This window comes from Pseudomonas sp. R2-7-07 (genome assembly GCF_003852355.1).
GTDB lineage: Bacteria > Pseudomonadota > Gammaproteobacteria > Pseudomonadales > Pseudomonadaceae > Aquipseudomonas.
Genome location: NZ_CP027759.1, coordinates 5,096,673 through 5,117,820 on the forward strand (window position 1 = coordinate 5,096,673; position 21,148 = coordinate 5,117,820).

Annotated in this window: 24 protein-coding genes; 12 read left to right on the plus strand and 12 right to left on the minus strand. The window is 62.6% G+C overall.

The annotated features are described in order from the left end of the window. Positions 1–10 precede the first annotated feature (10 nt). The 4 genes from C4J86_RS23370 (at position 11) to C4J86_RS23385 (ending at position 5,171) form a co-directional block, all read left to right on the plus strand. Positions 11–253 carry an exodeoxyribonuclease VII small subunit gene (locus C4J86_RS23370; RefSeq protein WP_003176346.1) on the plus strand — a complete coding sequence of 81 codons (243 nt, stop codon included), beginning with the start codon at positions 11–13 and terminating at the stop codon, positions 251–253. Then, complete coding sequence (gene ispA / locus C4J86_RS23375) at positions 250–1,137, plus strand: (2E,6E)-farnesyl diphosphate synthase (protein ID WP_124372004.1); 888 nt, start codon at positions 250–252, stop codon at positions 1,135–1,137. The genes C4J86_RS23370 and ispA overlap by 4 nt, the downstream gene beginning before the upstream one ends. Positions 1,138–1,247: 110 nt before the next feature. After that, positions 1,248–3,146 (plus strand): 1-deoxy-D-xylulose-5-phosphate synthase, encoded by a 1,899-nt coding sequence (dxs, locus tag C4J86_RS23380; RefSeq protein ID WP_124372005.1) that lies wholly within the window; start codon positions 1,248–1,250, stop codon positions 3,144–3,146. 138 nt (positions 3,147–3,284) lie between these two features. Then, positions 3,285–5,171, plus strand: coding sequence for a TonB-dependent receptor domain-containing protein (locus C4J86_RS23385; protein WP_124372006.1), 1,887 nt, complete (start codon positions 3,285–3,287; stop codon positions 5,169–5,171). A gap of 43 nt (positions 5,172–5,214) precedes the next feature. Here C4J86_RS23385 and C4J86_RS23390 read toward each other — a convergent pair whose 3' ends face one another. From C4J86_RS23390 to nrdR, 11 genes are all read right to left on the minus strand, one after another. Then, positions 5,215–6,000 carry a cobalamin-binding protein gene (locus C4J86_RS23390; RefSeq protein ID WP_124372007.1) on the minus strand — a complete coding sequence of 262 codons (786 nt, stop codon included), beginning with the start codon at positions 5,998–6,000 and terminating at the stop codon, positions 5,215–5,217. Next, positions 5,997–6,416, minus strand: coding sequence for a nuclear FMR1 interacting 1 family protein (locus C4J86_RS23395; RefSeq protein WP_124364584.1), 420 nt, complete (start codon positions 6,414–6,416; stop codon positions 5,997–5,999). The genes C4J86_RS23390 and C4J86_RS23395 overlap by 4 nt, the downstream gene beginning before the upstream one ends. After that, positions 6,413–7,030 carry a GTP cyclohydrolase II gene (gene ribA, locus C4J86_RS23400; protein ID WP_057724861.1) on the minus strand — a complete coding sequence of 206 codons (618 nt, stop codon included), beginning with the start codon at positions 7,028–7,030 and terminating at the stop codon, positions 6,413–6,415. Before ribA ends, C4J86_RS23395 begins: the two co-directional genes overlap by 4 nt. Positions 7,031–7,159: 129 nt before the next feature. Continuing rightward, the gene (locus C4J86_RS23405) at positions 7,160–7,885 is read right to left on the minus strand and encodes an ABC transporter substrate-binding protein (protein ID WP_124372008.1); all 726 of its coding nucleotides are present in this window, start codon (positions 7,883–7,885) and stop codon (positions 7,160–7,162) included. 54 nt (positions 7,886–7,939) lie between these two features. Continuing rightward, positions 7,940–8,905, minus strand: a complete 966-nt coding sequence (thiL, locus tag C4J86_RS23410; RefSeq protein WP_124372478.1) for a thiamine-phosphate kinase — start codon at positions 8,903–8,905, stop codon at positions 7,940–7,942. Positions 8,906–8,921: 16 nt separating this feature from the next. Beyond that, positions 8,922–9,422, minus strand: a complete 501-nt coding sequence (gene nusB, locus C4J86_RS23415; RefSeq protein ID WP_101273191.1) for a transcription antitermination factor NusB — start codon at positions 9,420–9,422, stop codon at positions 8,922–8,924. Then, positions 9,419–9,895 carry a 6,7-dimethyl-8-ribityllumazine synthase gene (gene ribE, locus C4J86_RS23420; protein ID WP_122539990.1) on the minus strand — a complete coding sequence of 159 codons (477 nt, stop codon included), beginning with the start codon at positions 9,893–9,895 and terminating at the stop codon, positions 9,419–9,421. The genes nusB and ribE overlap by 4 nt, the downstream gene beginning before the upstream one ends. Positions 9,896–9,984: 89 nt before the next feature. Next, on the minus strand, positions 9,985–11,076 hold the full coding sequence (gene ribBA, locus C4J86_RS23425) for a bifunctional 3,4-dihydroxy-2-butanone-4-phosphate synthase/GTP cyclohydrolase II (RefSeq protein WP_124372009.1): 1,092 nt from the start codon (positions 11,074–11,076) through the stop codon (positions 9,985–9,987). Between the two features lie 15 nt (positions 11,077–11,091). Continuing rightward, a complete protein-coding gene (locus tag C4J86_RS23430) occupies positions 11,092–11,754 on the minus strand; it encodes a riboflavin synthase (RefSeq protein WP_124364588.1) in 663 nt (220 codons plus the stop codon). A 48-nt stretch (positions 11,755–11,802) separates the two neighbouring features. Continuing rightward, complete coding sequence (gene ribD / locus C4J86_RS23435) at positions 11,803–12,930, minus strand: bifunctional diaminohydroxyphosphoribosylaminopyrimidine deaminase/5-amino-6-(5-phosphoribosylamino)uracil reductase RibD (protein ID WP_124372010.1); 1,128 nt, start codon at positions 12,928–12,930, stop codon at positions 11,803–11,805. Next, positions 12,927–13,391, minus strand: a complete 465-nt coding sequence (gene nrdR / locus C4J86_RS23440) for a transcriptional regulator NrdR (protein ID WP_124364590.1) — start codon at positions 13,389–13,391, stop codon at positions 12,927–12,929. Before nrdR ends, ribD begins: the two co-directional genes overlap by 4 nt. 139 nt (positions 13,392–13,530) lie before the next feature. Here nrdR and C4J86_RS23445 point away from each other — a divergent pair, with 139 nt between their 5' ends. From C4J86_RS23445 to trxA, 3 genes are all read left to right on the plus strand, one after another. After that, on the plus strand, positions 13,531–13,986 hold the full coding sequence (locus C4J86_RS23445; RefSeq protein WP_124364591.1) for a YbaY family lipoprotein: 456 nt from the start codon (positions 13,531–13,533) through the stop codon (positions 13,984–13,986). Continuing rightward, the gene (locus tag C4J86_RS23450) at positions 13,983–14,636 is read left to right on the plus strand and encodes a methyltransferase (protein WP_124372011.1); all 654 of its coding nucleotides are present in this window, start codon (positions 13,983–13,985) and stop codon (positions 14,634–14,636) included. The genes C4J86_RS23445 and C4J86_RS23450 overlap by 4 nt, the downstream gene beginning before the upstream one ends. A 1,082-nt stretch (positions 14,637–15,718) precedes the next feature. Continuing rightward, positions 15,719–16,591 (plus strand): thioredoxin, encoded by an 873-nt coding sequence (gene trxA / locus C4J86_RS23460; protein WP_124364593.1) that lies wholly within the window; start codon positions 15,719–15,721, stop codon positions 16,589–16,591. Here the strand turns inward: trxA and C4J86_RS23465 are convergent. Continuing rightward, positions 16,588–16,929 carry a hypothetical protein gene (locus tag C4J86_RS23465; RefSeq protein WP_124372012.1) on the minus strand — a complete coding sequence of 114 codons (342 nt, stop codon included), beginning with the start codon at positions 16,927–16,929 and terminating at the stop codon, positions 16,588–16,590. The two genes, trxA and C4J86_RS23465, sit on opposite strands and share 4 nt — an antisense overlap. Positions 16,930–17,060: 131 nt before the next feature. Here C4J86_RS23465 and C4J86_RS23470 point away from each other — a divergent pair, with 131 nt between their 5' ends. From C4J86_RS23470 to C4J86_RS23490, 5 genes are all read left to right on the plus strand, one after another. Then, entirely contained in the window at positions 17,061–17,675 is a 615-nt protein-coding gene (locus C4J86_RS23470; RefSeq protein WP_124372013.1) for a DUF2796 domain-containing protein, read from the plus strand. 6 nt (positions 17,676–17,681) lie between these two features. Beyond that, complete coding sequence (locus C4J86_RS23475; RefSeq protein WP_124364596.1) at positions 17,682–18,392, plus strand: ABC transporter ATP-binding protein; 711 nt, start codon at positions 17,682–17,684, stop codon at positions 18,390–18,392. Position 18,393: 1 nt separating this feature from the next. Further along, positions 18,394–19,659, plus strand: a complete 1,266-nt coding sequence (locus C4J86_RS23480) for an ABC transporter permease (protein WP_124372014.1) — start codon at positions 18,394–18,396, stop codon at positions 19,657–19,659. Positions 19,660–19,670: 11 nt separating this feature from the next. Continuing rightward, a complete protein-coding gene (locus C4J86_RS23485) occupies positions 19,671–20,192 on the plus strand; it encodes a DUF3299 domain-containing protein (protein WP_124364598.1) in 522 nt (173 codons plus the stop codon). A gap of 223 nt (positions 20,193–20,415) precedes the next feature. Then, positions 20,416–21,114: an OmpW family protein gene (locus C4J86_RS23490; RefSeq protein WP_124368519.1), complete on the plus strand. Its 699-nt coding sequence runs from the start codon at positions 20,416–20,418 to the stop codon at positions 21,112–21,114. The last annotated feature ends 34 nt before the right edge of the window (positions 21,115–21,148 follow it).

Consider the following 21,148-nt stretch of genomic DNA (forward strand, 5'->3'; position numbering starts at 1 on the left):
AATTGCCGCCATGGCCCGCAAAAAAGTTGCACTCGATTTCGAACAATCCCTCGCCGACCTGCAAACCCTGGTCGAGCGTCTGGAGAACGGCGAGTTGTCGCTGGAAGACTCGTTGACGGCGTTTGAGCAAGGCATCGGCCTGACCCGTGACTGCCAGAGCGCGTTGGCGCAGGCTGAGCAGAAAGTGCAGGTATTGCTTGAGCGTGATGGGGAGTTGGCCGAAGAACCTTTCGATGCGGAACAACCCGAATGATCGATGCGTATCAGGCCAGTAGCCAAGCCCGGGTGAATGCGGCGCTGGAGCCCTTGTTTGTTGCGCCAAGCCCGGAAATGAAGCGCCTTTACGACGCCATGCGCTATAGCGTGATGAATGGCGGCAAGCGCGTGCGCCCGTTGCTGGCGTATGCGGCGTGTGAAGCGCTGGGTGCGCCAGCCGAGGACGCGAATGGCGCGGCCTGTGCGGTAGAACTGATTCACGCCTACTCCCTGGTACACGACGATCTGCCGGCGATGGACGACGACGATTTGCGTCGCGGCCAGCCGACCACCCATAAAGCCTTCGATGAAGCCTATGCGATCCTGGCCGGTGATGGCCTGCAGAGCCTGGCGTTCAGCGCGTTGCTCGACCCGCGTTTGAGCCGCGTGAATGCCGAGATCCGCCTGCGCATGGTCACCGCCCTGGCACTGGCGGCAGGTCCGGCCGGCATGGTCGGCGGGCAGGCGATCGACATGGGTTCGGTCAGCCGCAAGCTGGATCAAACGGCCCTGGAACACATGCATCGCCACAAGACTGGCGCGTTGATCGAGGCTGCGGTGCAGCTCGGTGCCCTGGCCAGTGGTCGGGCCCAAGTCGCGCAATTGGCGGCGCTGCACACCTATTCACGGGCTGTTGGCCTGGCGTTCCAGGTGCAGGACGACATTCTCGACGTGGAAAGTGACACCGCGACCCTCGGCAAACGCCAGGGCGCCGATATCGCTCGGGACAAACCGACCTATCCTGCGCTGCTCGGGCTGCAAGCCGCCAAGGCGTATGCCCTGGAACTGCGCGACCAGGCCCTGGACGCCCTGCGACCTTTCGACGCGGCGGCTGAGCCGTTGCGTGACTTGGCGCGGTATATCGTCGAACGTCGCCACTGATAACCGTGGCGATCAGCGCCGCATATCGGCCAAGTTGGCGCCCCTGCGTGGGCAGTTTGCAACGCTTGAGGTAAACTGCCGCCTCTTCTATACCTATAACGATTCGCCTGATGCCCACGACGTTCCAAGAGATTCCCCGCAAGCGCCCGTCCACGCCCCTGCTCGACCGCGCTGCCACGCCGGACGGCCTGCGTCGACTGGGTGAAGCCGAGCTGGAAACCCTGGCCGATGAACTGCGCCTGGAATTGCTCTACACGGTCGGCCAGACCGGTGGGCACTTCGGCGCCGGGCTGGGCGTGATCGAGCTGACCATCGCCTTGCACTACGTATTCGACACCCCGGACGACCGGCTGGTGTGGGACGTGGGCCATCAGGCGTATCCGCATAAAATCCTCACCGGGCGTCGCGAGCGTATGGCCAGCCTGCGCCAGAAGGACGGTATCGCCGCCTTCCCGCGTCGCTCCGAGAGCGAGTACGACACCTTTGGCGTCGGCCACTCCAGCACCTCGATCAGCGCAGCGCTGGGCATGGCGATTGCCGCTCGCCTGCAAAACAGCGATCGCAAGGCGATTGCGGTGATCGGTGATGGCGCGCTGACTGCGGGCATGGCCTTCGAAGCGTTGAACCATGCGCCGGAAGTGGACGCCAACATGCTGGTGATCCTCAACGACAACGACATGTCGATTTCGCGAAACGTCGGCGGCCTGTCCAATTACCTGGCGAAAATCCTCTCCAGCCGTACCTATGCCAGCATGCGTGAAGGCAGCAAGAAAGTGCTGTCGCGCCTGCCCGGCGCGTGGGAAATTGCCCGTCGCACGGAAGAATATGCCAAGGGCATGCTGGTGCCCGGCACGCTGTTCGAAGAATTGGGCTGGAACTACATCGGCCCTATCGACGGCCATGACCTGCCGACCCTGGTCGCCACGCTGCGCAATATGCGTGACCTCAAGGGCCCGCAGTTCCTGCATATCGTCACCAAAAAAGGCAAAGGCTTCGCGCCGGCGGAAGTCGACCCGATTGGTTACCACGCGATTACCAAGCTGGAACCGCTGGACGCTCCCGCCGCTGCGCCGAAAAAGGCCAGCGGGCCGAAGTATTCCGGTGTCTTTGGCGAATGGCTGTGCGACATGGCCGCCGCCGACCCGCGCCTGGTGGGGATTACCCCGGCGATGAAGGAAGGCTCCGACCTGGTGGCGTTCAGCGAGCGTTTCCCGCTGCGTTACTTCGATGTGGCGATTGCCGAGCAGCACGCGGTGACTTTCGCCGCCGGCATGGCCTGCGAAGGCGCCAAGCCGGTGGTGGCGATTTACTCCACCTTCCTGCAACGCGGTTATGACCAGTTAGTGCATGACGTGGCGGTGCAGAATCTCGACGTCTTGTTCGCCATCGACCGCGCCGGCCTGGTGGGCGAGGACGGCCCGACCCACGCCGGCAGTTTCGACCTGTCCTACCTGCGCTGCATCCCCGGCATGCTGGTGATGACGCCGAGCGACGAGAACGAACTGCGCAAGATGCTCAGCACCGGCCACCTGTACAACGGCCCGGCGGCCGTGCGCTATCCGCGCGGGAATGGCCCGAATGCGCTCATCGAGAAAGACCTGGAACCTATCGAGATCGGCAAGGGCATCGTGCGCCGCCAGGGCAGCAAGACGGCCTTCCTGGTGTTCGGTGTGCAACTGGCCGAAGCCTTGAAAGTCGCCGAGAAGATCGACGCCACAGTGGTCGACATGCGGTTCGTCAAACCGCTGGATGAAGCGTTGGTGCGCGAGATTGCCGGTAGCCATGAGTTGCTGGTGACGATCGAAGAAAACGCCATCATGGGCGGTGCCGGCGCGGCGGTCAGCGAGTTCCTGGCGCGGGCGAATATCCTCAAGTCGGTGCTGCACCTGGGCCTGCCGGATATGTACGTCGAACACGCAAAACCGGCGCAGATGCTGGCTGAATGCGGGTTGGATGAAGCCGGTATCGAAGCCTCGGTGCGCGAGCGCTTGGCGCTCTTGAATCCGTAACCGGATCCAAATGTGGGAGGGGGCTTGCTCCCGATAGCGGTGTATCAGTTGTAGCTATTGACTGAAGCACTGCAATCGGGGGCAAGCCCCCTCCCACATTTTTTGATGTGTGCAACCTTCAAACGCTATGGACGGCCCATGAAACGCCTGTACCTCGCATTGCTGCTTCTGCCAGCCTCGCACCTGCTCGCCGATACCCGGGACCAGGCCCTGAAGCTCTCCGACGTGGTCATCAGCACCAACCGCCAGGTGCAGGCGCGCAATGACAGCAGCGCTGCCAACACCGTGTTCACCCGCGCCAATATCGACCGCCTGCAACCTTCCAGCCTGACCGATCTGCTCAGCCGCGTGCCCGGCGTGCAAGTTGCGCCCACCGGCGGCCGGGGCAGCTTGCCGGGCATTTACATTCGCGGCACGAAGTCTGCGCAAAGCCTGGTGCTGGTGGACGGCCAGCGCATTGCCAACACCACGTCCGGCGACAGCGGCCTGCAATACCTGAACGTCGACCAGATCGAGCGCGTGGAAGTGCTGCGCGGTTCACGTTCGGTGATCTACGGCAGCGATGCGATCGGCGGAGTGATCCAGGTGTTTACCCGGCGCAACGCCGCGCAAGGCCTGCAACCGCGCCTGAAGCTGGGTTTTGGCAGCAACCAGACATGGCAGCACAGCCTCGGCCTGTCGGGCGGCGATGAACAGACGCGCTTCAACCTGGGCGCTAGCCTGGATGAAACCGCCGGCATCAATTCTACCCATCAGTCGTTTCCCAGCGATGGCGACCATGATGCCTACCGCAACCGGTCCCTGAGCCTGAACCTCAGCCATTCGTTCAGCGACGAGTTGGAGGTGGGTTTCAACCTATTGGATAACCGTGGCAAGTCGGAGTACGACAACAGCTTCGGGCGCTATGACTTCGCCACCGGGCAAAGCCTCGGTCAGAAACCCTACACCGACTACACCGTCAGCAGTGCCAGCGGTTATGTCGACGCCACTCTCAGCGAAGGCTGGCAGTCGCGCCTGGAACTGGGCCACAGCGAAAACCGCGACACCAAGCGCGATACCCTCAGCGAGGATTTCAGCGTGTTCAATACCTACCGCGACTCGGTCAACTGGCAGAACGACCTGACGCTGAACGACCGCAACAGCTTGATCGTCGGTGGCGACTGGTACGAAGACCGCTTCCACGGCTCCACCACCTTTACCGAAGACAGCCGCTGGAACCGCGCCGCCTTTGTGCAGCACCGTTTCCAGGGTGAGTGGTTTTCCACCGAACTGGGCCTGCGCCGCGACCAGAACCAGCAGTTCGGCGGCCAGAACAGCTGGAGTGGCACGCTGACGGTGCCGATCAATCCGGACAACGATGTGTTGCTCAGCTACAGCGAAGGCTTGCGTGCGCCCACCTTCAACGACCTGTATTACCCCGACACGCAATACAGCAACCCCAACCTGCAACCTGAACGCTCAAAGAGTTACGAGCTGCAATGGCGCAGTCAGTTAACAGACAGCACCCGCCTCGAGGCCTCGCTGTACCGCACCGACCTGAGTGACGCGATCATCCTCGACGGCGGCAAGCCGCAGAACGTGGCGTCGGCGCGGATCAATGGTTTTGAGGCGGCGCTCAAGCAGGAGCTGTTTGGCTGGCAGGGCAACCTGGGCGTGTCGCTGATCGACCCGCGTGATCGCGACAGTGGCCATACTTTGGCTCGTCGTGCACGGCGCACGATGAACCTGGATCTGGACCGGCAGTTCGATAAGTTCGGCGTAGGTGCAAGCTGGCAGGCCATCAGCAGCAGCTACGATGACGAAGCCAACCGTAATCGCCTGGGCGGTTACTCCTTGCTGGGCCTGCGCAGCAGTTGGGCGTTGAGCCACGCGGTGTCGCTGTCGTTGAAGGTCGACAACCTGTTGGACAAAACCTATTCCCGTGCGCGCTACAGCTATAACGATCCGGCGTTCCTGAACAATCAGGATTACCGGGAAGAAGGCCGGGTCTGGATGTTCGGCGTAACGTGGACGCCGCAGATGTGAGGCGCCACAAAATGTGGGAGGGGGCTTGCCCCCGATAGCGGCCTCACAGGTTCGGCGCAATCACCTGACACAACCGCGCCAGCGCTTCCAGCATCTGTGCGCTGGGCCGTTCCAGGCCCTTGTCCGGCACCAAGCGCACGCGCGCCGTCATCGTTGGCCACACCTTCCAAGCGTCCAGTTGCGCCTGATCGCCCACCAGGATCAGCTCGGGATCACGCTGCAACACTGATTCGACACTGACCTGAGGCGCCGGCAGCGTGAGGTCGTTGAACACGTTACGCGCCCCGCACACCGTCAACGCATCACTGATGATCTGCCCACCGCCCACGGTGTACAGCGGCTGGTTCCATACCTGGTAAAACACCCGCACCGGCTCGGCGCGCTGATAGCGCTGGCGCAGGTAGGCGAGGCGTTGGCGCAGTTTGTCGGCAAGTACTCGGCCGGCCTCCCCGCGCCCCAATTGCTCGGCAATGGCTTGGACCTGAGCGGTCAGTTGTTCAAGGTTATGGGGCTCGGCGATGTACACCGGCAGGTTCAGGCGCTGCAACTGCTCGCGCTGGGCCGCGCCGATGCTGCCGGGCCAGAGCAGGATCAGATCGGGCTTGAGGCTGAGCAGGCGTTCCATGTCCAACTGGCCGTAGCGGCCGACCGATGGCACGCTTGCCAATTGCGCCGGACGATCGCCGCCATCGAGCACGCCGACCAATAAGTCAGCGGCACCCAACTCGACCACGATTTCGGAAAGCGACGGCGCCAGGCTCACCACCCGATCAACCGCCACCACCTGGGCGCTGAATACCAGCAGCAACGCCAGCCCGTAGCGCTTCATCCCAACTGACGCGGTATGCGATAGAGGTAAAACAGCACCATCGTCGACAGCGCCAGCAAGAACAGCGGCACCGCTTCCAGGCCGACGAACACCGCCAGCGCACCGATCCAGGCTGGCAATGCCGCCACCAGCAAGGCCGTGCGTCGACGCGCCGCGAGGGCGATCCAGGCGGCGGGTTCTTCCGGGGTGTCGAGGGCTTTGGAGGTGGCGATCAGCGCGTGTTTATAGGCGTGAAAATAACGCAGGCTGAGAAACATCGAGGCTACGCCGGCGATAAACAACGGCATGGCCAGTACGGGAAGCAGGGACTCGGCGCGGCCGAACACCAGGTTGATCACAAACAATGGCAGCAATGCCAGGGCCAGGTACTGCCACCAGTTGAAGGACAGTCGCCGTTTCACCTGGCCGCGGGTCACGCGCGGTCGACCTCGCCTTGATGCTCATTGCCCATCATGTGGTCGAGCTTGCTGGCTTTGGTGGCCAAGTAGAGTTTGTTGTGCGGGTTGTGCCCGGTGTGCAGCGGGACGCGCTCGGCCACGGTGATGCCCATTTCGGTCAAGGCTTTGACCTTGCGCGGGTTGTTGGTCATCAGGCGCAGGGATTTCACGCCCAAGTGCTCGAGCATCGGCAGGCAGATGGCGTAGTCACGCTGGTCGGCGGCAAAGCCCAGGCGCTCATTGGCTTCCACGGTGTCGGCGCCGCCATCTTGCAATTCATAGGCGCGGATCTTGTTCAGCAGGCCGATGCCACGGCCCTCCTGTCGCAAATACAGCAGCACGCCACGCCCTTCACGGGCGATGGCCTGCAACGCGGCTTCCAATTGCGAACCGCAGTCACAGCGCTGGCTGAACAGCGCGTCGCCGGTCAGGCATTCGGAATGCACGCGGCCCAGCACCGGCGCACCATCAGCGATATCGCCCAGGCTGAGCACAACGTGCTCGCGCCCGGTGGCTTCTTCGAGAAAGCCATGCATGGTGAACGTGGCAAAGGGGGTAGGCAGCTTGGAAGCGGCGACGAAAACGACGGGCACCGTGTGCTCCTGATTTCAGATTTCACAGAGGCGGGCATTGTAACAGCCTGTTCCTACAGACGCTTAAGCTGAATGATCGCTGATAAAGATCAATAGGTTCGATTGGCCTTCGGCTTGGTTCTATGCAGGTCAGAACGGATAGGGCTGTTTCCAGCGTTCGAAAATCGGCTTCAACTCGCCGCTTTTCACCAAGACAGTCATGCGCTGGTCGTAGACTTTCATCAATGCTCGCCCGCGTTCGTTATCGGCAAAGGCTATATAGAGCGGCAGTTCCATGATGTGCGTGAGGGTGAACCGGGACGGGTCGTCGGCCTGACTGAGCACGTACTTGGCTTCGGTGAGGGCCTCAATGTAGAAGTCTGCATGGCCGTATTGCAGCATCGCTAAAATGCCGCTGCGGCGCTGAATCTGGTTGAACCGGCGCACATTCGGCAAATATTTCTCGTATTTATAGCCACGCACCCAAGCCAGGCGGTAATCACCGAGCGTCGCCAGGTTGGGCGTGGGCAACGTGGCCAGCCCGAGGGCATAGATAGGGTCGGAATCGAAAGGCCAGTGCGGGTACAGCACCTGGTCAGCTTCGTCGCGATAGGAACCGACGCAGCCATCCACCTCGCCACGCTGGGCCAGGCCAATCGAGCGGGTATAGGGCGCGCTGTGGATTTGCAGGGTGACGCCTGCCGGTTCAAACACCCGGCGCAGCACGTCCCAGGCCAGGCCGCTGCCATCTTTATTGGTGTAGTCGTCCCATTCCTCGCTGGCCAGCATGATCTTGCCAGGCGCCGGGGCTTCATCCGCCTGGAGCACAGCGGTAAAGGCGCACAGCATGATCAGCAACCAGCGGCGCACACTCATAGTGACGGCTTCCTACGTGGAGATATTCATATGAAGGGTAGCCCAGCGCGCCGGCTACGGCAGCTCGCGGAAATGCTGATAGCCGTGCACTGCCGGGGTAATGTCCTGGCCGTGGCTGTCGAGCAGCGTCACGCCCTGCCCCGCTTCGGCCCGTCCGATCACATGGATCGGCCAGCCATTGGCCCGTAACGGTGCCAGTTCGGCCTGGGGTAGCGTGAACACCAGCACATAGTCGTCGCCCCCACTCAACGCGGCCACACGGGCCTCGTCGCTGCCAACAAACGCCAGCAATGCCGCCGACAACGGCAATGTGTCGCGCTCGATCAACAGGCTGACAGCCGATGCCCTGGCGATATGCCCGCAATCGGCCAATAACCCGTCGGAGATATCCATGGCCGAGGTTGCTTTACCGCGCAGGGCCAGGCCCAACGCCAGTTGCGGCTGCGGCGACCAATAGTGGGCGAGCAGCGGTTCGGCGATGGCGGCTGCCGCGCTGCGCTGACCCAATACCAGCGGCAAGGCCCCGGCCGCATTGCCCAACTCCCCACCGACGCACAGCAAATCCCCCGGCCGCGCACCACTGCGCGTCAAGGCAAGCCCGGCCGGCACGCGGCCAAACACGGTCAAGGTCAGGCTCAGCGGCCCGCGCGTGGTATCGCCGCCCACCAGGCCCACGTCGCAGCGTTGCGCCATGGCGTTCAAACCCTGGGCATAGCGTTGCAACCAGTCGGCATCGACGGTCGGCGTGGTCAGGGCAAGAGTAAACGCGAGGGGGTGGGCGCCCATGGCGGCCAAATCGCTCACCGCCACGGCCAGCGAGCGCTGGCCGAGCAGGAACGGGTCACACGGGTCGGCAAAGTGCACGCCGGCCACTAAGGTGTCTGTAGAAACTGCCAGCTGCTCCCCGGCAGGGAGCGCGAGCAAGGCGCAGTCGTCGCCGATCCCCAGGGCAATGCCTTCGCCGCCTTGCGCACAGGGCGCGGCGGCGAAGTAGTTGCGGATCAGCTCGAACTCGCCCACGGGACTCAAGCGCAAATCAGCGCTTGTGTTCCTTCACTTCGGCTTCACGCAGGCGCGGAGCCAGCTTGTCGAGCACGCCGTTGACGAACTTGTGGCCGTCGGTCGAACCGTAGACTTTCGCCAGTTCGATGCCTTCGTTGATCACCACGCGGTACGGTACGTCGACGCGCTTGAGCAGTTCCCAGGTGGACAGGCGCAATACGGCCAGTTCAACCGGGTCCAGCTCTTCGAGGGTCAGGTCCAGGCATGGCGACAGCGCGGCGTCGATCTCGGTCAGGTTGGCCGGAACACCGTGCAGGATGTCGTGGAAGTAGCTCTGGTCGGCGAAGGTGAAATCGTTGTCGACGCGAAATTGCGCTTCGATTTCGTTCAGCGACGTACCGGCCATGTGGCGCTGGTACAGGGCCTGGGTCGCGAGCTGGCGGGCCGCGCGACGCTTTTCGCTTTTCGACGGTTTGCCGGCGTCGGCTGGACGCTCGTCGCGAGGGTTGAAACGATCGCTCTCGTCGGAAATCACTTGGCCTCCAACTGCGACAGCAGGCTGACCATTTCCAGGGCGGACAGGGCAGCTTCAGCGCCTTTGTTACCGGCCTTGGTGCCGGAACGCTCGATGGCTTGCTCGATGGAATCCACGGTCAGCACGCCGAATGCGACCGGCACGCCGAACTCCATGGACACCTGGGCCAGGCCCTTGGTGCATTCGCCCGCCACGTATTCGAAGTGCGGGGTACCGCCACGAATGACCGCGCCCAGGGCAATGATCGCCGCGTATTCACCCTGCTGGGCAACCTTTTGCGCAACCAGTGGAATTTCGAAGGCGCCAGGGGCACGGATAATGGTGATGTCGCTCTCGCTCACACCGTGGCGAACCAGGGCGTCAACGGCACCGCTTACCAGGCTTTCAACCACGAAGCTGTTGAAGCGGCCAACCACCAGGGCATAGCGGCCTTGGGGGGCGATGAAGGTACCTTCGATGGTCTTCAGGGTCATTCGACAAATCTCTTAAAGAGCCGGGACGCGAAAAGTGCGTCCCTCAGTGATGATTTAACCGCGAACAAGGGGCAAAAAATCGCCAGCCTTTATTCGGAGGGCACGTATTCTACAACTTCCAGATCGAAACCGGATATCGCATTAAATTTCATCGGTGCGCTCATCAGGCGCATTTTGCGCACACCGAGGTCGCGCAGGATCTGCGAACCGGCACCGACGATGCTGTAGGTGGTCGGTTTTTTCACCGGCGCGTGCTCCGCCGTTTCGCGGATATGCGCCAGCAACACGTCGCCATCCAGCGGGTGACCAAGCAACAGCACCACGCCACTGCCCGCCTGGGAAACCGCGGCCATGGCGGCGCGCAGGCTCCAGCGGCCGGGCTGCTTGACCATCAGCAAGTCGCGCAGCGGGTCCATGTTGTGCACGCGCACCAAGGTTGGCTCGTCGGCGCAGATGTTGCCCAGGGTCAGGGCCATGTGCACGTCGCCTTCCACTGAATCACGGTAGGTCACCAAATTGAATTGGCCCAGTTCGCTGTCCAGCGGCTGCTCGGCAATCCGCTGAACGGTACGTTCGTGGATCATGCGGTAGTGGATCAGGTCGGCGATGGTGCCGATCTTGAGGTTGTGTTCGGCGGCGAACGCTTCGAGTTCGCTGCGACGGGCCATGGTGCCGTCGTCGTTCATCACTTCACAGATGACGCCGCTCGGCTCAAACCCGGCCATGCGCGCCAGGTCGCAGGCCGCTTCGGTATGGCCGGCGCGTGCCAGGGTACCGCCCGGTTGGGCCATCAGCGGGAAGATGTGGCCCGGGCTGACGATGTCTTCGGCCTTGGCATCCTTGGCGGCGGCGGCCTGCACGGTGCGAGCGCGGTCAGCGGCGGAGATGCCGGTGGTGACGCCGGTAGTGGCTTCAATCGATACGGTGAACTTGGTGCCGAAACCCGAGCCATTGCGCGGCGCCATCAACGGCAGCTTGAGCAGTTCACAGCGTTCGCGGCTCATGGGCATGCAGATCAACCCACGGGCGTGCTTGGCCATGAAGTTGATGTGCTCAGGCAGGCAGGCCTCGGCGGCCATGATGATGTCGCCTTCATTCTCGCGATCTTCGTCATCCATCAGGATGACCATCTTGCCTTGGCGGATGTCTTCAACCAGTTCTTCGATGCTATTGAGCGCCACGCGGCACCCCCTTGGTCAGGATTTCAGGTAGCCGTTAGCGGCCAGAAAACTTTCGGTGATGTTACCCGATGCAGGCTCTGCGGCCTTTTCGCCGAGCAACAGGCGCTCCAGGTAACGGGCAAGCAAGTCCACTTCCAGGTTCACCCGGCGACCTGGCTGGTAGGCGGCCATGATGGTTTCGCTGAGGGTGTGGGGAATGATGGTCAGTTCGAATTCGGCGCCATTGACGGCGTTCACGGTCAGGCTGGTGCCGTCGACGGTGATCGAGCCTTTGTGGGCGATGTACTTGGCCAGCTCCTTCGGCGCGCGAATACGAAATTCCACGGCGCGCGCGTTTTCGCTGCGCGCCACGACTTCGCCGACGCCATCGACATGGCCGCTGACCAGGTGGCCGCCCAGGCGCGTGGTCGGCGTCAGGGCTTTTTCCAGGTTGACCGGGCTGCCGGCCGCAAGATCGCTCATCGCGGTGCAGTCCAGGGTCTCGCGGCTGACATCGGCGGCAAAGCCATTGCCCGGCAGATCGACGACGGTCAGGCACACACCGCTGACGGCGATGCTGTCGCCCAGCTTGACGTCGCCCAGATCGAGCTTGCCGGTTTCAACCAGCAGGCGGATGTCGCCGCCCTTGGGGGTCATGGCGCGGATGCTGCCGATGGCTTCGATAATGCCGGTGAACATGTCGTGCTCCTGAAAACGGGGGGCTGACGCTTGCGCGCAGGCCGGGAATTATACGCTCGCGGCCGGCAGCGGGACGGCGGTGATTCGCCAGTCGTCGCCAACCGCGCGCATGTCAGTGATCTTGAGGTGGGGGGCGTCGACGAGTTTCTCAAGCGGCCAGTCCAGCAAGGGCCGGGCTGCGGAGCCAAGGAACTTGCCGGCGACGAAAATCACGTATTCGTCGACCAGGCCCTGCTGGGCAAACGCGCCCGCCAGGCTTGGGCCCGCTTCCACCAGCACGTCGTTGACGCCACGGGCGGCCAGTGCCACCAACGCTGAACGCAAGTCGACCTGGCCCTCGACACCCGGCACCACCAAGCACTCGGGGCCACGGGGGAACTGGTTTTCCGCGGTCACGCACGTGATCACCAACGCCGGGCCCGCCTTGAAGAAAGGTGCATTGAGCGGCACGCGCAGGCGACCGTCGATCAATACGCGCAGCGGCGGGCGCGACATGGCCAGGGCGGTGGTGTGTGCATCCAGGCCCAGCTCGGCGGCGCGCACGGTCAGGCGCGCGCCATCGGCCAGCACCGTATCGGCGCCGGTCAGCACCACACTCGCTTCGGCACGCAGGCGCTGGACGGCGGCGCGGGCGGCGGGGCCGGTGATCCATTGGCTTTCGCCGCTGGCCATCGCGGTGCGCCCGTCCAGGCTCATCGCCAGTTTGACCCGCACAAACGGCAGGCCCTGTTCCATGCGCTTGAGAAAGCCAGGGTTCAGCGCGCGCGCTTCAGATTCCAGCACGCCGCTACGAATCTCGATCCCGGACTGGGCCAAGCGCTGCATGCCGCGCCCCGCCACTTCCGGGTTGGGGTCCTGCATGCCGGCCACTACCCGCGCCACACCGGCGCTCACCAGCGCATCGGCGCAGGGCGGCGTGCGGCCGTGGTGGCTGCACGGCTCGAGGGTCACGTACACCGTAGCGCCACGCGCCTTGTCACCGGCGGCGCGCAAGGCATTAGGTTCGGCGTGGGGCTCGCCGGTGCGCTCATGCCAGCCTTCGCCGACAATCTGCCCATCGCGCACGATCACGCAGCCCACCCGTGGGTTGGGATGGGTGGTGTACAGGCCCTTGCGCGCCAATTCGAGGGCGCGGGCCATGTAATGGGCGTCGAGCACAGCCTGTTCAGCGGTCATTGTTTGGAAGGCTCACGGGCCAGGCGGTCGATTTCTTCGCGGAACTCATTGAGGTCCTGAAAGCGTCGATACACCGAGGCGAAACGGATATAGGCGACTTCATCGAGCTTTTGCAGCTCGCCCATCACCAGCTCGCCCACCACCAGGCTCTTGACCTCGCGCTCGCCGGTCGCACGCAACTTGTGCTTGATATGCGCCAGCGCCGCTTCCAGCCGCTCGACACTCACCGGGCGTTTTTCCAGGGCGCGCTGCATACCGGCGCGCAGTTTTTCTTCGTCAAAAGGCTGGCGGCTGCCGTCGGACTTGATCAGACGTGGCAATACCAGTTCGGCGGTTTCGAAGGTGGTGAAACGCTCACCGCAGGCCAGGCATTCGCGCCGGCGACGCACTTGGTCGCCCTCGGCGACCAGACGCGAGTCGATGACCTTGGTGTCGTTGGCACCGCAGAAGGGACAGTGCATGGTTGGCAGGCAACAAAAAATGGGAGGGCCATGGTAGCGCATCCCCGTAGCAAGACAAGCCATAGCCTTTACGGTATATAGGCAGGCTTATATGTTTCATATTTTTAAGCCACGGATTTTGTCCTTTCTGGAGCCGTACATGCAGTTACGACCACTTGTTTTGATCACCCTGTTCAGTTTTCTGGTCGCCTGCAGCAGCGAAGCCCCCAAGCCTGCCGCGCCGCAGCCAACCCCTGCACAAGAGAAAAAAGTCCCCGGCATTGAAGACCTCGGCCCCCTGCCCGCCTACCAGCGTGAAATCAGCGGCAACCTGACCAACGTGCCGGCCGGCGCCGAAGTCGAAATGGCGCTGCTGGTGATCGACGACCGCTCGCGCCCGCAACAACTGCTTGCCAGCAGCGTGTTGACCGGCAACGGCAAGCCCCTGGCCTTTCGCCTGCGCTTCAACCCCGAAGCGTTCCCGGCCGGTGCGCGGGTGGAATTGCGTGCTCGCGCCAGCCAGTCCGGCCAGTTGATCCTGCACCTGCCCGCAGTGCGCATCACCCAGGCGATCACCCAGACCACCGGCCCCCTGCAGCTCGTCAAGGCACCATGACGCCACCGCTGCACCTGCAACACGCCCTGAGCGAGTTGATCGGCGACGCACAGCTGGTGCCCTGCGCGCTGCCGGGCACCGAACTGTCGTTGTGGCTGCTCGACGCCGACAACATGGACCGCGCCTTCAGCCAGGAAGAAACCCGGCGCATCCTGCATGAGCCGCCCTACTGGAGCTTCTGCTGGGCCAGCGGGCTGGCGCTGGCGCGCTATCTGGCGGCGCATCCCGAGTGGGTCGCGGGCAAGCGCGTGCTGGATTTCGGCGCCGGTTCCGGCGTGGCCGCGATTGCAGCGGTCAAAGCCGGGGCACTGGAAGTGGTGGCCTGTGACCTGGACCCGCTGGCGCTGGCCGCTTGCCGGGCGAATGCCGAACTCAACGGGGTGAAACTGAGTTATTCGGCGGACTTCTTCACCGAAGCCGATCGCTTCGACCTGATCCTGGTGGCCGACGTGCTTTACGACCGCGCCAACCTGCCGCTGCTGGACCAGTTCCTGACCCGTGGCCGCGAAGCCCTGGTGGCCGATTCGCGGGTGCGCGACTTCCAGCACGCGAGTTATCAGCGCCTGGAGGTGCTGGACGCATTGACCCTGCCGGACCTGGCCGAGCCCTGGGAGTTTCGCAAGGTGAGCTTGTACCATTCGCGGCGATGATCGCCAGCGTTACAAATTTCCAGCAATAAATTGGTTGAGACAAGAAAAAGCACGGCGTGGAAAATGCCATTCCTCGCTCGCAGCTCTGACAGTCGACTGCAATGTCTTCGCACACAAATTCTCTGATAACCAAAGAAGCAAAGGACTTGTCAAATGCAGGGCATCTGCCTAACCTTTGCGCTAATACACCCGCCATGCCTCTGGTTGCTTCGGTAACCAAGCACAAATTGTGCGGGTTTTTTATGCCCGGTATTTTCGGAGCATGAGGTCATTCAGCAAACCTGCCATCGATGTTCCAGCTCAACTGGAACTGCTCAAGCTGCGCGGACTGATAATTTGCGCCAAGTTAGTCCACGCATTCGCTGGCGCCGCAGCCTGCATTTGCTTATCAGCGAGTTTGCCGAGGTCAGTATCAAAACAATGGGTTTCCCTCATAGGTATCTACACAACTTTGGCGTAGCCCTGAACCTGTGGCGAGGGAGCTTGCGCCCGTGGCGACCTGGCGGCCTATAGCTATCTGACTGATGCCGCGCGATCCAAATGTGGGAGGGGCGGTGCGACGATTCGACTTGCCCCCGATGGCGGCCTGACAGCCGACCAGGATGTTGGATCAAGGCGAGTACATATCCGTTGCTGCGGTAACGACGGCTTAGGGTTCCGCCCTTACGGCGTCTCACTTTTGAAAAGCGCAAAAGTAAGCAAAACGCTCATGCCCCACCACTCGGCACCTCGCTTAGGCTCGGTGTGCCCGTAATCCGACAGTGATTTGGGGGGCCGCCGCCACGCGCCATCCATGGCGCGGGGCGGCTAAACCGGCATCCCTGCCGGTTTACCCCCCAAATCAATATCGAATTCCGGCCAGCGTGGTTTAACGGGGCGCCTAGATCAAGAGCAAGATCAAGAGCGGCTCGCTTCGCATCGTGGTTAGCGTAGGCTGCTACAAAGTTGTGTAGATACCTATGCTCAAGACTGGTACCTCGACCCGTTTTGGCACGCGTCCGAGCGCTGACTCCCATACGACTTCCGATAGCCCACGCCAGCCCTTATAGTTGCCCCCATTCCCGCTTTATTCGAGACGCCTCATGAGTGAGCCCACGCCGTACATCTTCGACGTCACCACCGCCAACTTCGACCAGGCGGTGATTCAGAACTCTTTTGAAAAACCTGTGTTGGTGGATTTCTGGGCCGAGTGGTGCGCGCCGTGCAAGGCGCTGATGCCGATGCTGGCGCAGATTGCCGAGAGTTATCGCGGCGAATTGCTGTTGGCCAAGGTCGATTGCGAGGCCGAGCAGGACATCGTTGCGCGTTTCGGTATTCAGAGCCTGCCGACCGTGGTGCTGTTCAAGGACGGTCAACCGGTGGATGGGTTTGCCGGGGCGCAGCCGGAGTCGGCGGTGCGGGCGATGCTCGAGCCCCATGTGCAGATGCCACCACCGGCTGCGGCCGATCCGTTGGAGCAGGCACAAGCGTTGTTCGCCGAAGGCCGCATCAGCGATGCCGAAGCCGTGCTGGTGGCGCTGCTGGGCGAAGACAATACCAACGCCGCCGCGCTGATCCTGTACGCGCGTTGCCTGGCCGAGCGCGGCGAACTGGATGAAGCACAAACCGTGCTGGACGCCGTAAAAGGCGATGACCACAAAGCTGCCCTCGCCGGGGCCAAGGCGCAAATCACCTTCCTGCGCCAGGCGGCCGACCTGCCGGACGCCGCCGACCTGAAAAGCCGCCTGGCGCAGAACCCGCAGGATGACGAAGCGGCCTATCAGTTGAGCATTCACCAACTGGCGCGCCAGCAATACGACGCCGCGCTGGAAGGCCTGCTCAAACTGTTTATCCGCAATCGCAGCTACAGCGAAGGCCTGCCGCACAAGACCTTGCTGCAGGTGTTCGAGCTGCTGGGCAACGATCACCCGCTGGTCACGGCGTACCGCCGCAAATTGTTTGCCGCGTTGTATTAATCGCCCATCCAGCTGTACAGCGGCGTATCCCCGCCGCTGGTCACCTTCACCTTGGCGCTGTGGCGCAGGCGCACCAACAGGCGCTTGCCTGCCGCCGCATCGCCGGCCAGGCCTTCCAGTTGATCCAGTAACTCCAAGCCGCTGAGCTGCCCGGCGTTGCGCAACAGATCCTGGGCGTTCTGCCATAGATCCTCACTTTGCCTGAGCGGTACCGCAGTCGACTCGGTAGGCACCGGGGCGGCCTGCAGTTGTGCGCCCAACCGCGCCCAATCGCCGTCGTCCAACTCCAGGGTCAAGTCCACCGGCAGGTCGCCGACGGTTCCACGAATTCGCAACATCGTCCTTACTCCTGCATTTTTTCTGACGGGCATGCTCCCATGCAGCTTGCGCAACGCCAAGCGGCCGGTCAAACTCTCGGCACCAGTGTTATAAGATCACATAACAAAACCTTCATCTTTGGAGTCCTGTCATGCGCCGTCTGCTGCTCGCTTTGCCGTTTGCCCTGCTGCCACTGGCGGTCGCTCATGCTCATGAAGATCACGACCATGAGCACGCCAGCCTCGGTGCCCATGAACATGGCGTGGGCCGTCTCAATGCGGTGCTCGACGGCCAGTCCCTGGAGCTTGAACTGGACAGCCCGGCCATGAACCTGGTGGGTTTCGAACACGTCGCGACCAGTGCCGCCGACAAGGCCAAAGTCGCCGCTGCGCGCAAACAGCTGGAAAGCCCGCTGGTGTTGTTCAACCTGCCCAAGGCCGCCGGTTGCGTCGTCAGCTCCCAGGAACTCAACAGCCCGCTGTTCGGCGATAAACCGGAAGCCGATCACGATGACGACGATGGCGATGACAATGACCACGCCACCGACGGCAAAGGCGTCGCCGCCCACGAACACCATCACGACCACAGCGAAATCCACGCCCATTACCAGTTCACCTGCGCCACGCCGACGGCGCTGAGCAACCTGGACCTGAGCCAAGTGTTCAAGACCTTTCCCGCCACCCAGAAGATTCAGGTACAACTGATCGGCCCGAGCGGCCAGCAAGGCGTTGACGCGACAGCCACTGCAGCCACCCTGAAGTTCTGAGTTCACATGACCCATGCATTGATCCAACTGTCCGACCTGGGCTTCAACTGGCCCGGCCACCCGCAGTTGCTGGACATCCCCGCGTTCCGCCTGGAGCCGGGGGAAACCCTGTTCCTCAAGGGCCCCAGCGGCAGTGGCAAAACCACCTTGCTCGGACTGCTCGGCGGTGTGCAGACGCCCAGCCGGGGCAGTATCCGCCTGCTTGGCCAGGAGCTGACCGAACTCTCGGCCGGCGCCCGTGACCGGTTCCGGGTGGACCACACCGGCTACATCTTCCAGCAGTTCAACCTGCTGCCGTTTTTGTCGGTGCGCGAAAATGTCGAGTTGCCGTGCCACTTCTCCAAACTGCGTGCGCAGCGAGCGATCCAGCGCCACGGCAGTGTCGACCAGGCCGCGGCGACCTTGCTGGCACACCTGGGCTTGAAGGACCCGGACCTGCTCGAGCGCCGCGCCGACTCGCTGTCCATCGGCCAGCAACAACGGGTGGCCGCCGCCCGTGCGCTGATCGGCCAACCGGAACTGGTGATCGCCGACGAACCCACCTCGGCCCTTGACTACGACGCGCGCGAGGCATTCATTCAGTTGCTGTTCGCCGAATGCCGCGACGCCGGGGCCAGCCTGTTGTTTGTCAGCCACGACCAAAGCCTGGCGCCGCTGTTCGACCGCAACCTGTCGCTGGCCGAACTCAATCGCGCCGCCGCGCCCGCAGAGGTTTGAGATGTATCTGTTTCGTCTAGCCATGGCCAGCCTGGCTAACCGCCGCTTTACCGCGATCCTCACCGCCTTCGCCATCGCGCTTTCCGTTTGCTTGTTGCTCGCGGTGGAACGCGTGCGCGTGGAAGCGCGCAACAGCTTCGCCAGCACCATCAGCGGCACCGACCTGATCGTCGGTGCCCGCTCGGGCTCGGTGAACCTGCTGCTGTACTCGGTGTTCCGCATCGGCAACGCCACCAATAACATCCGCTGGGACAGCTATGAGCACTTCGCCGCCAACCCTCAGGTGAAATGGGCGATCCCGATTTCCCTCGGCGACTCTCATCGCGGTTACCGGGTGATGGGCACCAACGAATCGTACTTTGAGCATTACCAGTACGGGCGCAAACAAAACCTTGAGCTGGCCAGCGGCCGCGCCTTTGCCACCGACCCGTTCGAGGTGGTGCTCGGTGCCGAAGTGGCCGATGCACTGCACTACAAACTTGGCGACAAGCTGGTGCTGGCCCATGGCGTGGCGGTGGTCAGCCTGGTCAAGCACGATGACAAGCCGTTCACCGTGGTCGGCATCCTCAAGCGCACCGGCACGCCGGTGGACCGCACGCTGCATATCAGCCTCGGCGGCATGGAGGCGATCCACATCGACTGGCACAACGGCGTGCCGGCCCAGGGCAAAGGCCGTATCAGCGCCGATCAGGCGCGCAATATGGACCTCACGCCGCAAGCCATCACCGCCTTCATGCTCGGCTTGAACAACAAGATTTCCACCTTCGCTCTGCAACGGGAAATCAATGAATTCCGTGGCGAGCCGATGCTGGCGATTCTGCCGGGCGTGGCGCTGCAAGAGCTGTGGAGCATGATGGGCACGGCCGAAAAAGCCTTGTTCGTGATTTCGCTGTTCGTGGTGCTGACCGGCTTGATCGGCATGCTCACGGCGATCCTCACCAGCCTCAACGAACGCCGCCGCGAAATGGCGATCCTGCGCTCGGTGGGCGCACGGCCGTGGCATATCGCAACGCTGCTGATCTTCGAGGCCTTCGCCCTGGCCCTGGCCGGCGTGGTGGCAGGTCTGGGTTTGTTGTACCTGTGCATTGCCGCATCGCGCGGTTATTTGCAGGCCAATTACGGCCTGGACCTGCCGATGGCGTGGCCGAGCGAATATGAATGGACGTTGCTCGCCGGTATCCTGGCGGCGGCGTTATTGATGGGCAGCGTGCCCGCATGGCGTGCCTATCGCCAGTCGTTGGCCGATGGCCTGTCCATCCGTTTATGAGGAAGCTGTCGATGCGTCGTGCCCTGTTTGCCCTGCTATTGCTGGTGGCCGTGCCTGCCTGGGCCGAGGAGCAGCCCAGGGATCTGTCGTGGCAGGAAATGATCCCGCCGGATGCGCCACCGGAAGTGCCCAATATGAAACCGCTGCATGACCTCTCGAACATGGCCGATGCCTTGTCCGTCGAAGCCGCGCCGGCTGCGAGGCAGGACCTGCCCAACGCGCCGGTGGTACAGAGCCTGGACGGCCAGCACATTCGCCTGCCGGGGTACATCGTGCCGCTCGAGGTGAGCGAAGAAGGCCGCACCACCGAGTTCCTGCTGGTGCCGTATTTCGGCGCGTGCATCCACGTTCCGCCGCCGCCGTCGAACCAGATCGTGCATGTGAAAAGCGAAGTCGGCGTGAAACTCGATGAGCTGTACCAGCCGTACTGGATCGAAGGTGCGATGCAGGTCAAGCCGTCGTCCAGTGAGTTGGCTGACGCCGGTTACCAGATGGATGCCGAGAAGATTTATATGTACGAGCTGGAGGAATAACCCTTAACTGCAAACACACCGCAGATCAAAATGTGGGAGGGGGCTTGCTCCCGATAGCAGAGTGCCAGTCAACAGAGTTATTGGCTGACCCACCGCATCGGGAGCAAGCCCCCTCCCACAGTTTTTACCGCGTGGTTGCCCTTTCATTGAGCTGAGTCAACAGATCGAGCGGAACGATCTTTACCATTGGACGTACAACTTTTAACGTCCTTTTGGAGCTCCCATGAACAAGTCCCTGCTCGGCGCGTCCCTGTTCGCGCTCGCCCTCGTCGCCCCTGTCGCTCACGCTCACCAGGCGGGCGACATCCTGATTCGCGCCGGTGCAATCACGGTGAATCCGAAGGCCGACAGCAGCAGCGTCAAGGTTGACCAGGGCCCATTGGCGGGCACCAACCTGGGCGGCAAGGCGACCATGAGCAGCGACACCCAACTGGGCTTGAACTTCGCCTACATGCTCACCGATCACGTCGGTATCGAACTGCTGGCCGCCACGCCATTCGAGCATGACGTAAAAATCAAGAACACCGCCCTCGGCGCCGCCAACGGCAAGCTCGGCACGCTGAAACATCTGCCGCCGACCTTGAGCGTTGTGTACTATCCGCTGGATCACCAGTCGGCGTTTCAACCGTATGTGGGCGCCGGTATCAATTACACCTGGATCTACGACGAGCACGTCGGCAGCCGTGCCGAGCAGGCCGGCTTCAGCAACTTCAAGGCCGAGAATTCCTGGGGCTGGGCCGCGCAGATCGGCGCCGATTACATGATCAACGACAAATGGATGATCAACGCCCAGGCGCGCTATATCGATATCAGCACCAAGGCGACGGTGGATAACAATGCGTTGGGCCAGGGCACTCGGGCCAAGGTCAACGTGGACGTCGACCCGATGGTCTACATGGTGGGTATCGGCTACAAATTCTAAGCAATAGGCATAACCAAAATGTGGGAGGGGGCTT

Excerpts from the sequence above, each read along its gene's own strand:
- ribE (WP_122539990.1), bottom strand. The coding sequence starts at position 9,895 with ATGACCCTGAAGACCATCGAAGGTACCTTCATCGCCCCCCAAGGCCGC.
- C4J86_RS23370 (WP_003176346.1), top strand. The coding sequence starts at position 11 with ATGGCCCGCAAAAAAGTTGCACTCGATTTCGAACAATCCCTCGCCGAC.
- C4J86_RS23490 (WP_124368519.1), top strand. The coding sequence starts at position 20,416 with ATGAACAAGTCCCTGCTCGGCGCGTCCCTGTTCGCGCTCGCCCTCGTC.
- C4J86_RS23390 (WP_124372007.1), bottom strand. The coding sequence starts at position 6,000 with ATGAAGCGCTACGGGCTGGCGTTGCTGCTGGTATTCAGCGCCCAGGTG.
- C4J86_RS23475 (WP_124364596.1), top strand. The coding sequence starts at position 17,682 with ATGACCCATGCATTGATCCAACTGTCCGACCTGGGCTTCAACTGGCCC.
- ribD (WP_124372010.1), bottom strand. The coding sequence starts at position 12,930 with ATGACCGCTGAACAGGCTGTGCTCGACGCCCATTACATGGCCCGCGCC.
- C4J86_RS23445 (WP_124364591.1), top strand. The coding sequence starts at position 13,531 with ATGCAGTTACGACCACTTGTTTTGATCACCCTGTTCAGTTTTCTGGTC.
- C4J86_RS23450 (WP_124372011.1), top strand. The coding sequence starts at position 13,983 with ATGACGCCACCGCTGCACCTGCAACACGCCCTGAGCGAGTTGATCGGC.
- ispA (WP_124372004.1), top strand. The coding sequence starts at position 250 with ATGATCGATGCGTATCAGGCCAGTAGCCAAGCCCGGGTGAATGCGGCG.
- C4J86_RS23385 (WP_124372006.1), top strand. The coding sequence starts at position 3,285 with ATGAAACGCCTGTACCTCGCATTGCTGCTTCTGCCAGCCTCGCACCTG.
- dxs (WP_124372005.1), top strand. The coding sequence starts at position 1,248 with ATGCCCACGACGTTCCAAGAGATTCCCCGCAAGCGCCCGTCCACGCCC.
- C4J86_RS23485 (WP_124364598.1), top strand. The coding sequence starts at position 19,671 with ATGCGTCGTGCCCTGTTTGCCCTGCTATTGCTGGTGGCCGTGCCTGCC.
- C4J86_RS23470 (WP_124372013.1), top strand. The coding sequence starts at position 17,061 with ATGCGCCGTCTGCTGCTCGCTTTGCCGTTTGCCCTGCTGCCACTGGCG.
- C4J86_RS23465 (WP_124372012.1), bottom strand. The coding sequence starts at position 16,929 with ATGTTGCGAATTCGTGGAACCGTCGGCGACCTGCCGGTGGACTTGACC.
- nrdR (WP_124364590.1), bottom strand. The coding sequence starts at position 13,391 with ATGCACTGTCCCTTCTGCGGTGCCAACGACACCAAGGTCATCGACTCG.
- C4J86_RS23430 (WP_124364588.1), bottom strand. The coding sequence starts at position 11,754 with ATGTTCACCGGCATTATCGAAGCCATCGGCAGCATCCGCGCCATGACC.
- C4J86_RS23405 (WP_124372008.1), bottom strand. The coding sequence starts at position 7,885 with ATGAGTGTGCGCCGCTGGTTGCTGATCATGCTGTGCGCCTTTACCGCT.
- C4J86_RS23480 (WP_124372014.1), top strand. The coding sequence starts at position 18,394 with ATGTATCTGTTTCGTCTAGCCATGGCCAGCCTGGCTAACCGCCGCTTT.
- trxA (WP_124364593.1), top strand. The coding sequence starts at position 15,719 with ATGAGTGAGCCCACGCCGTACATCTTCGACGTCACCACCGCCAACTTC.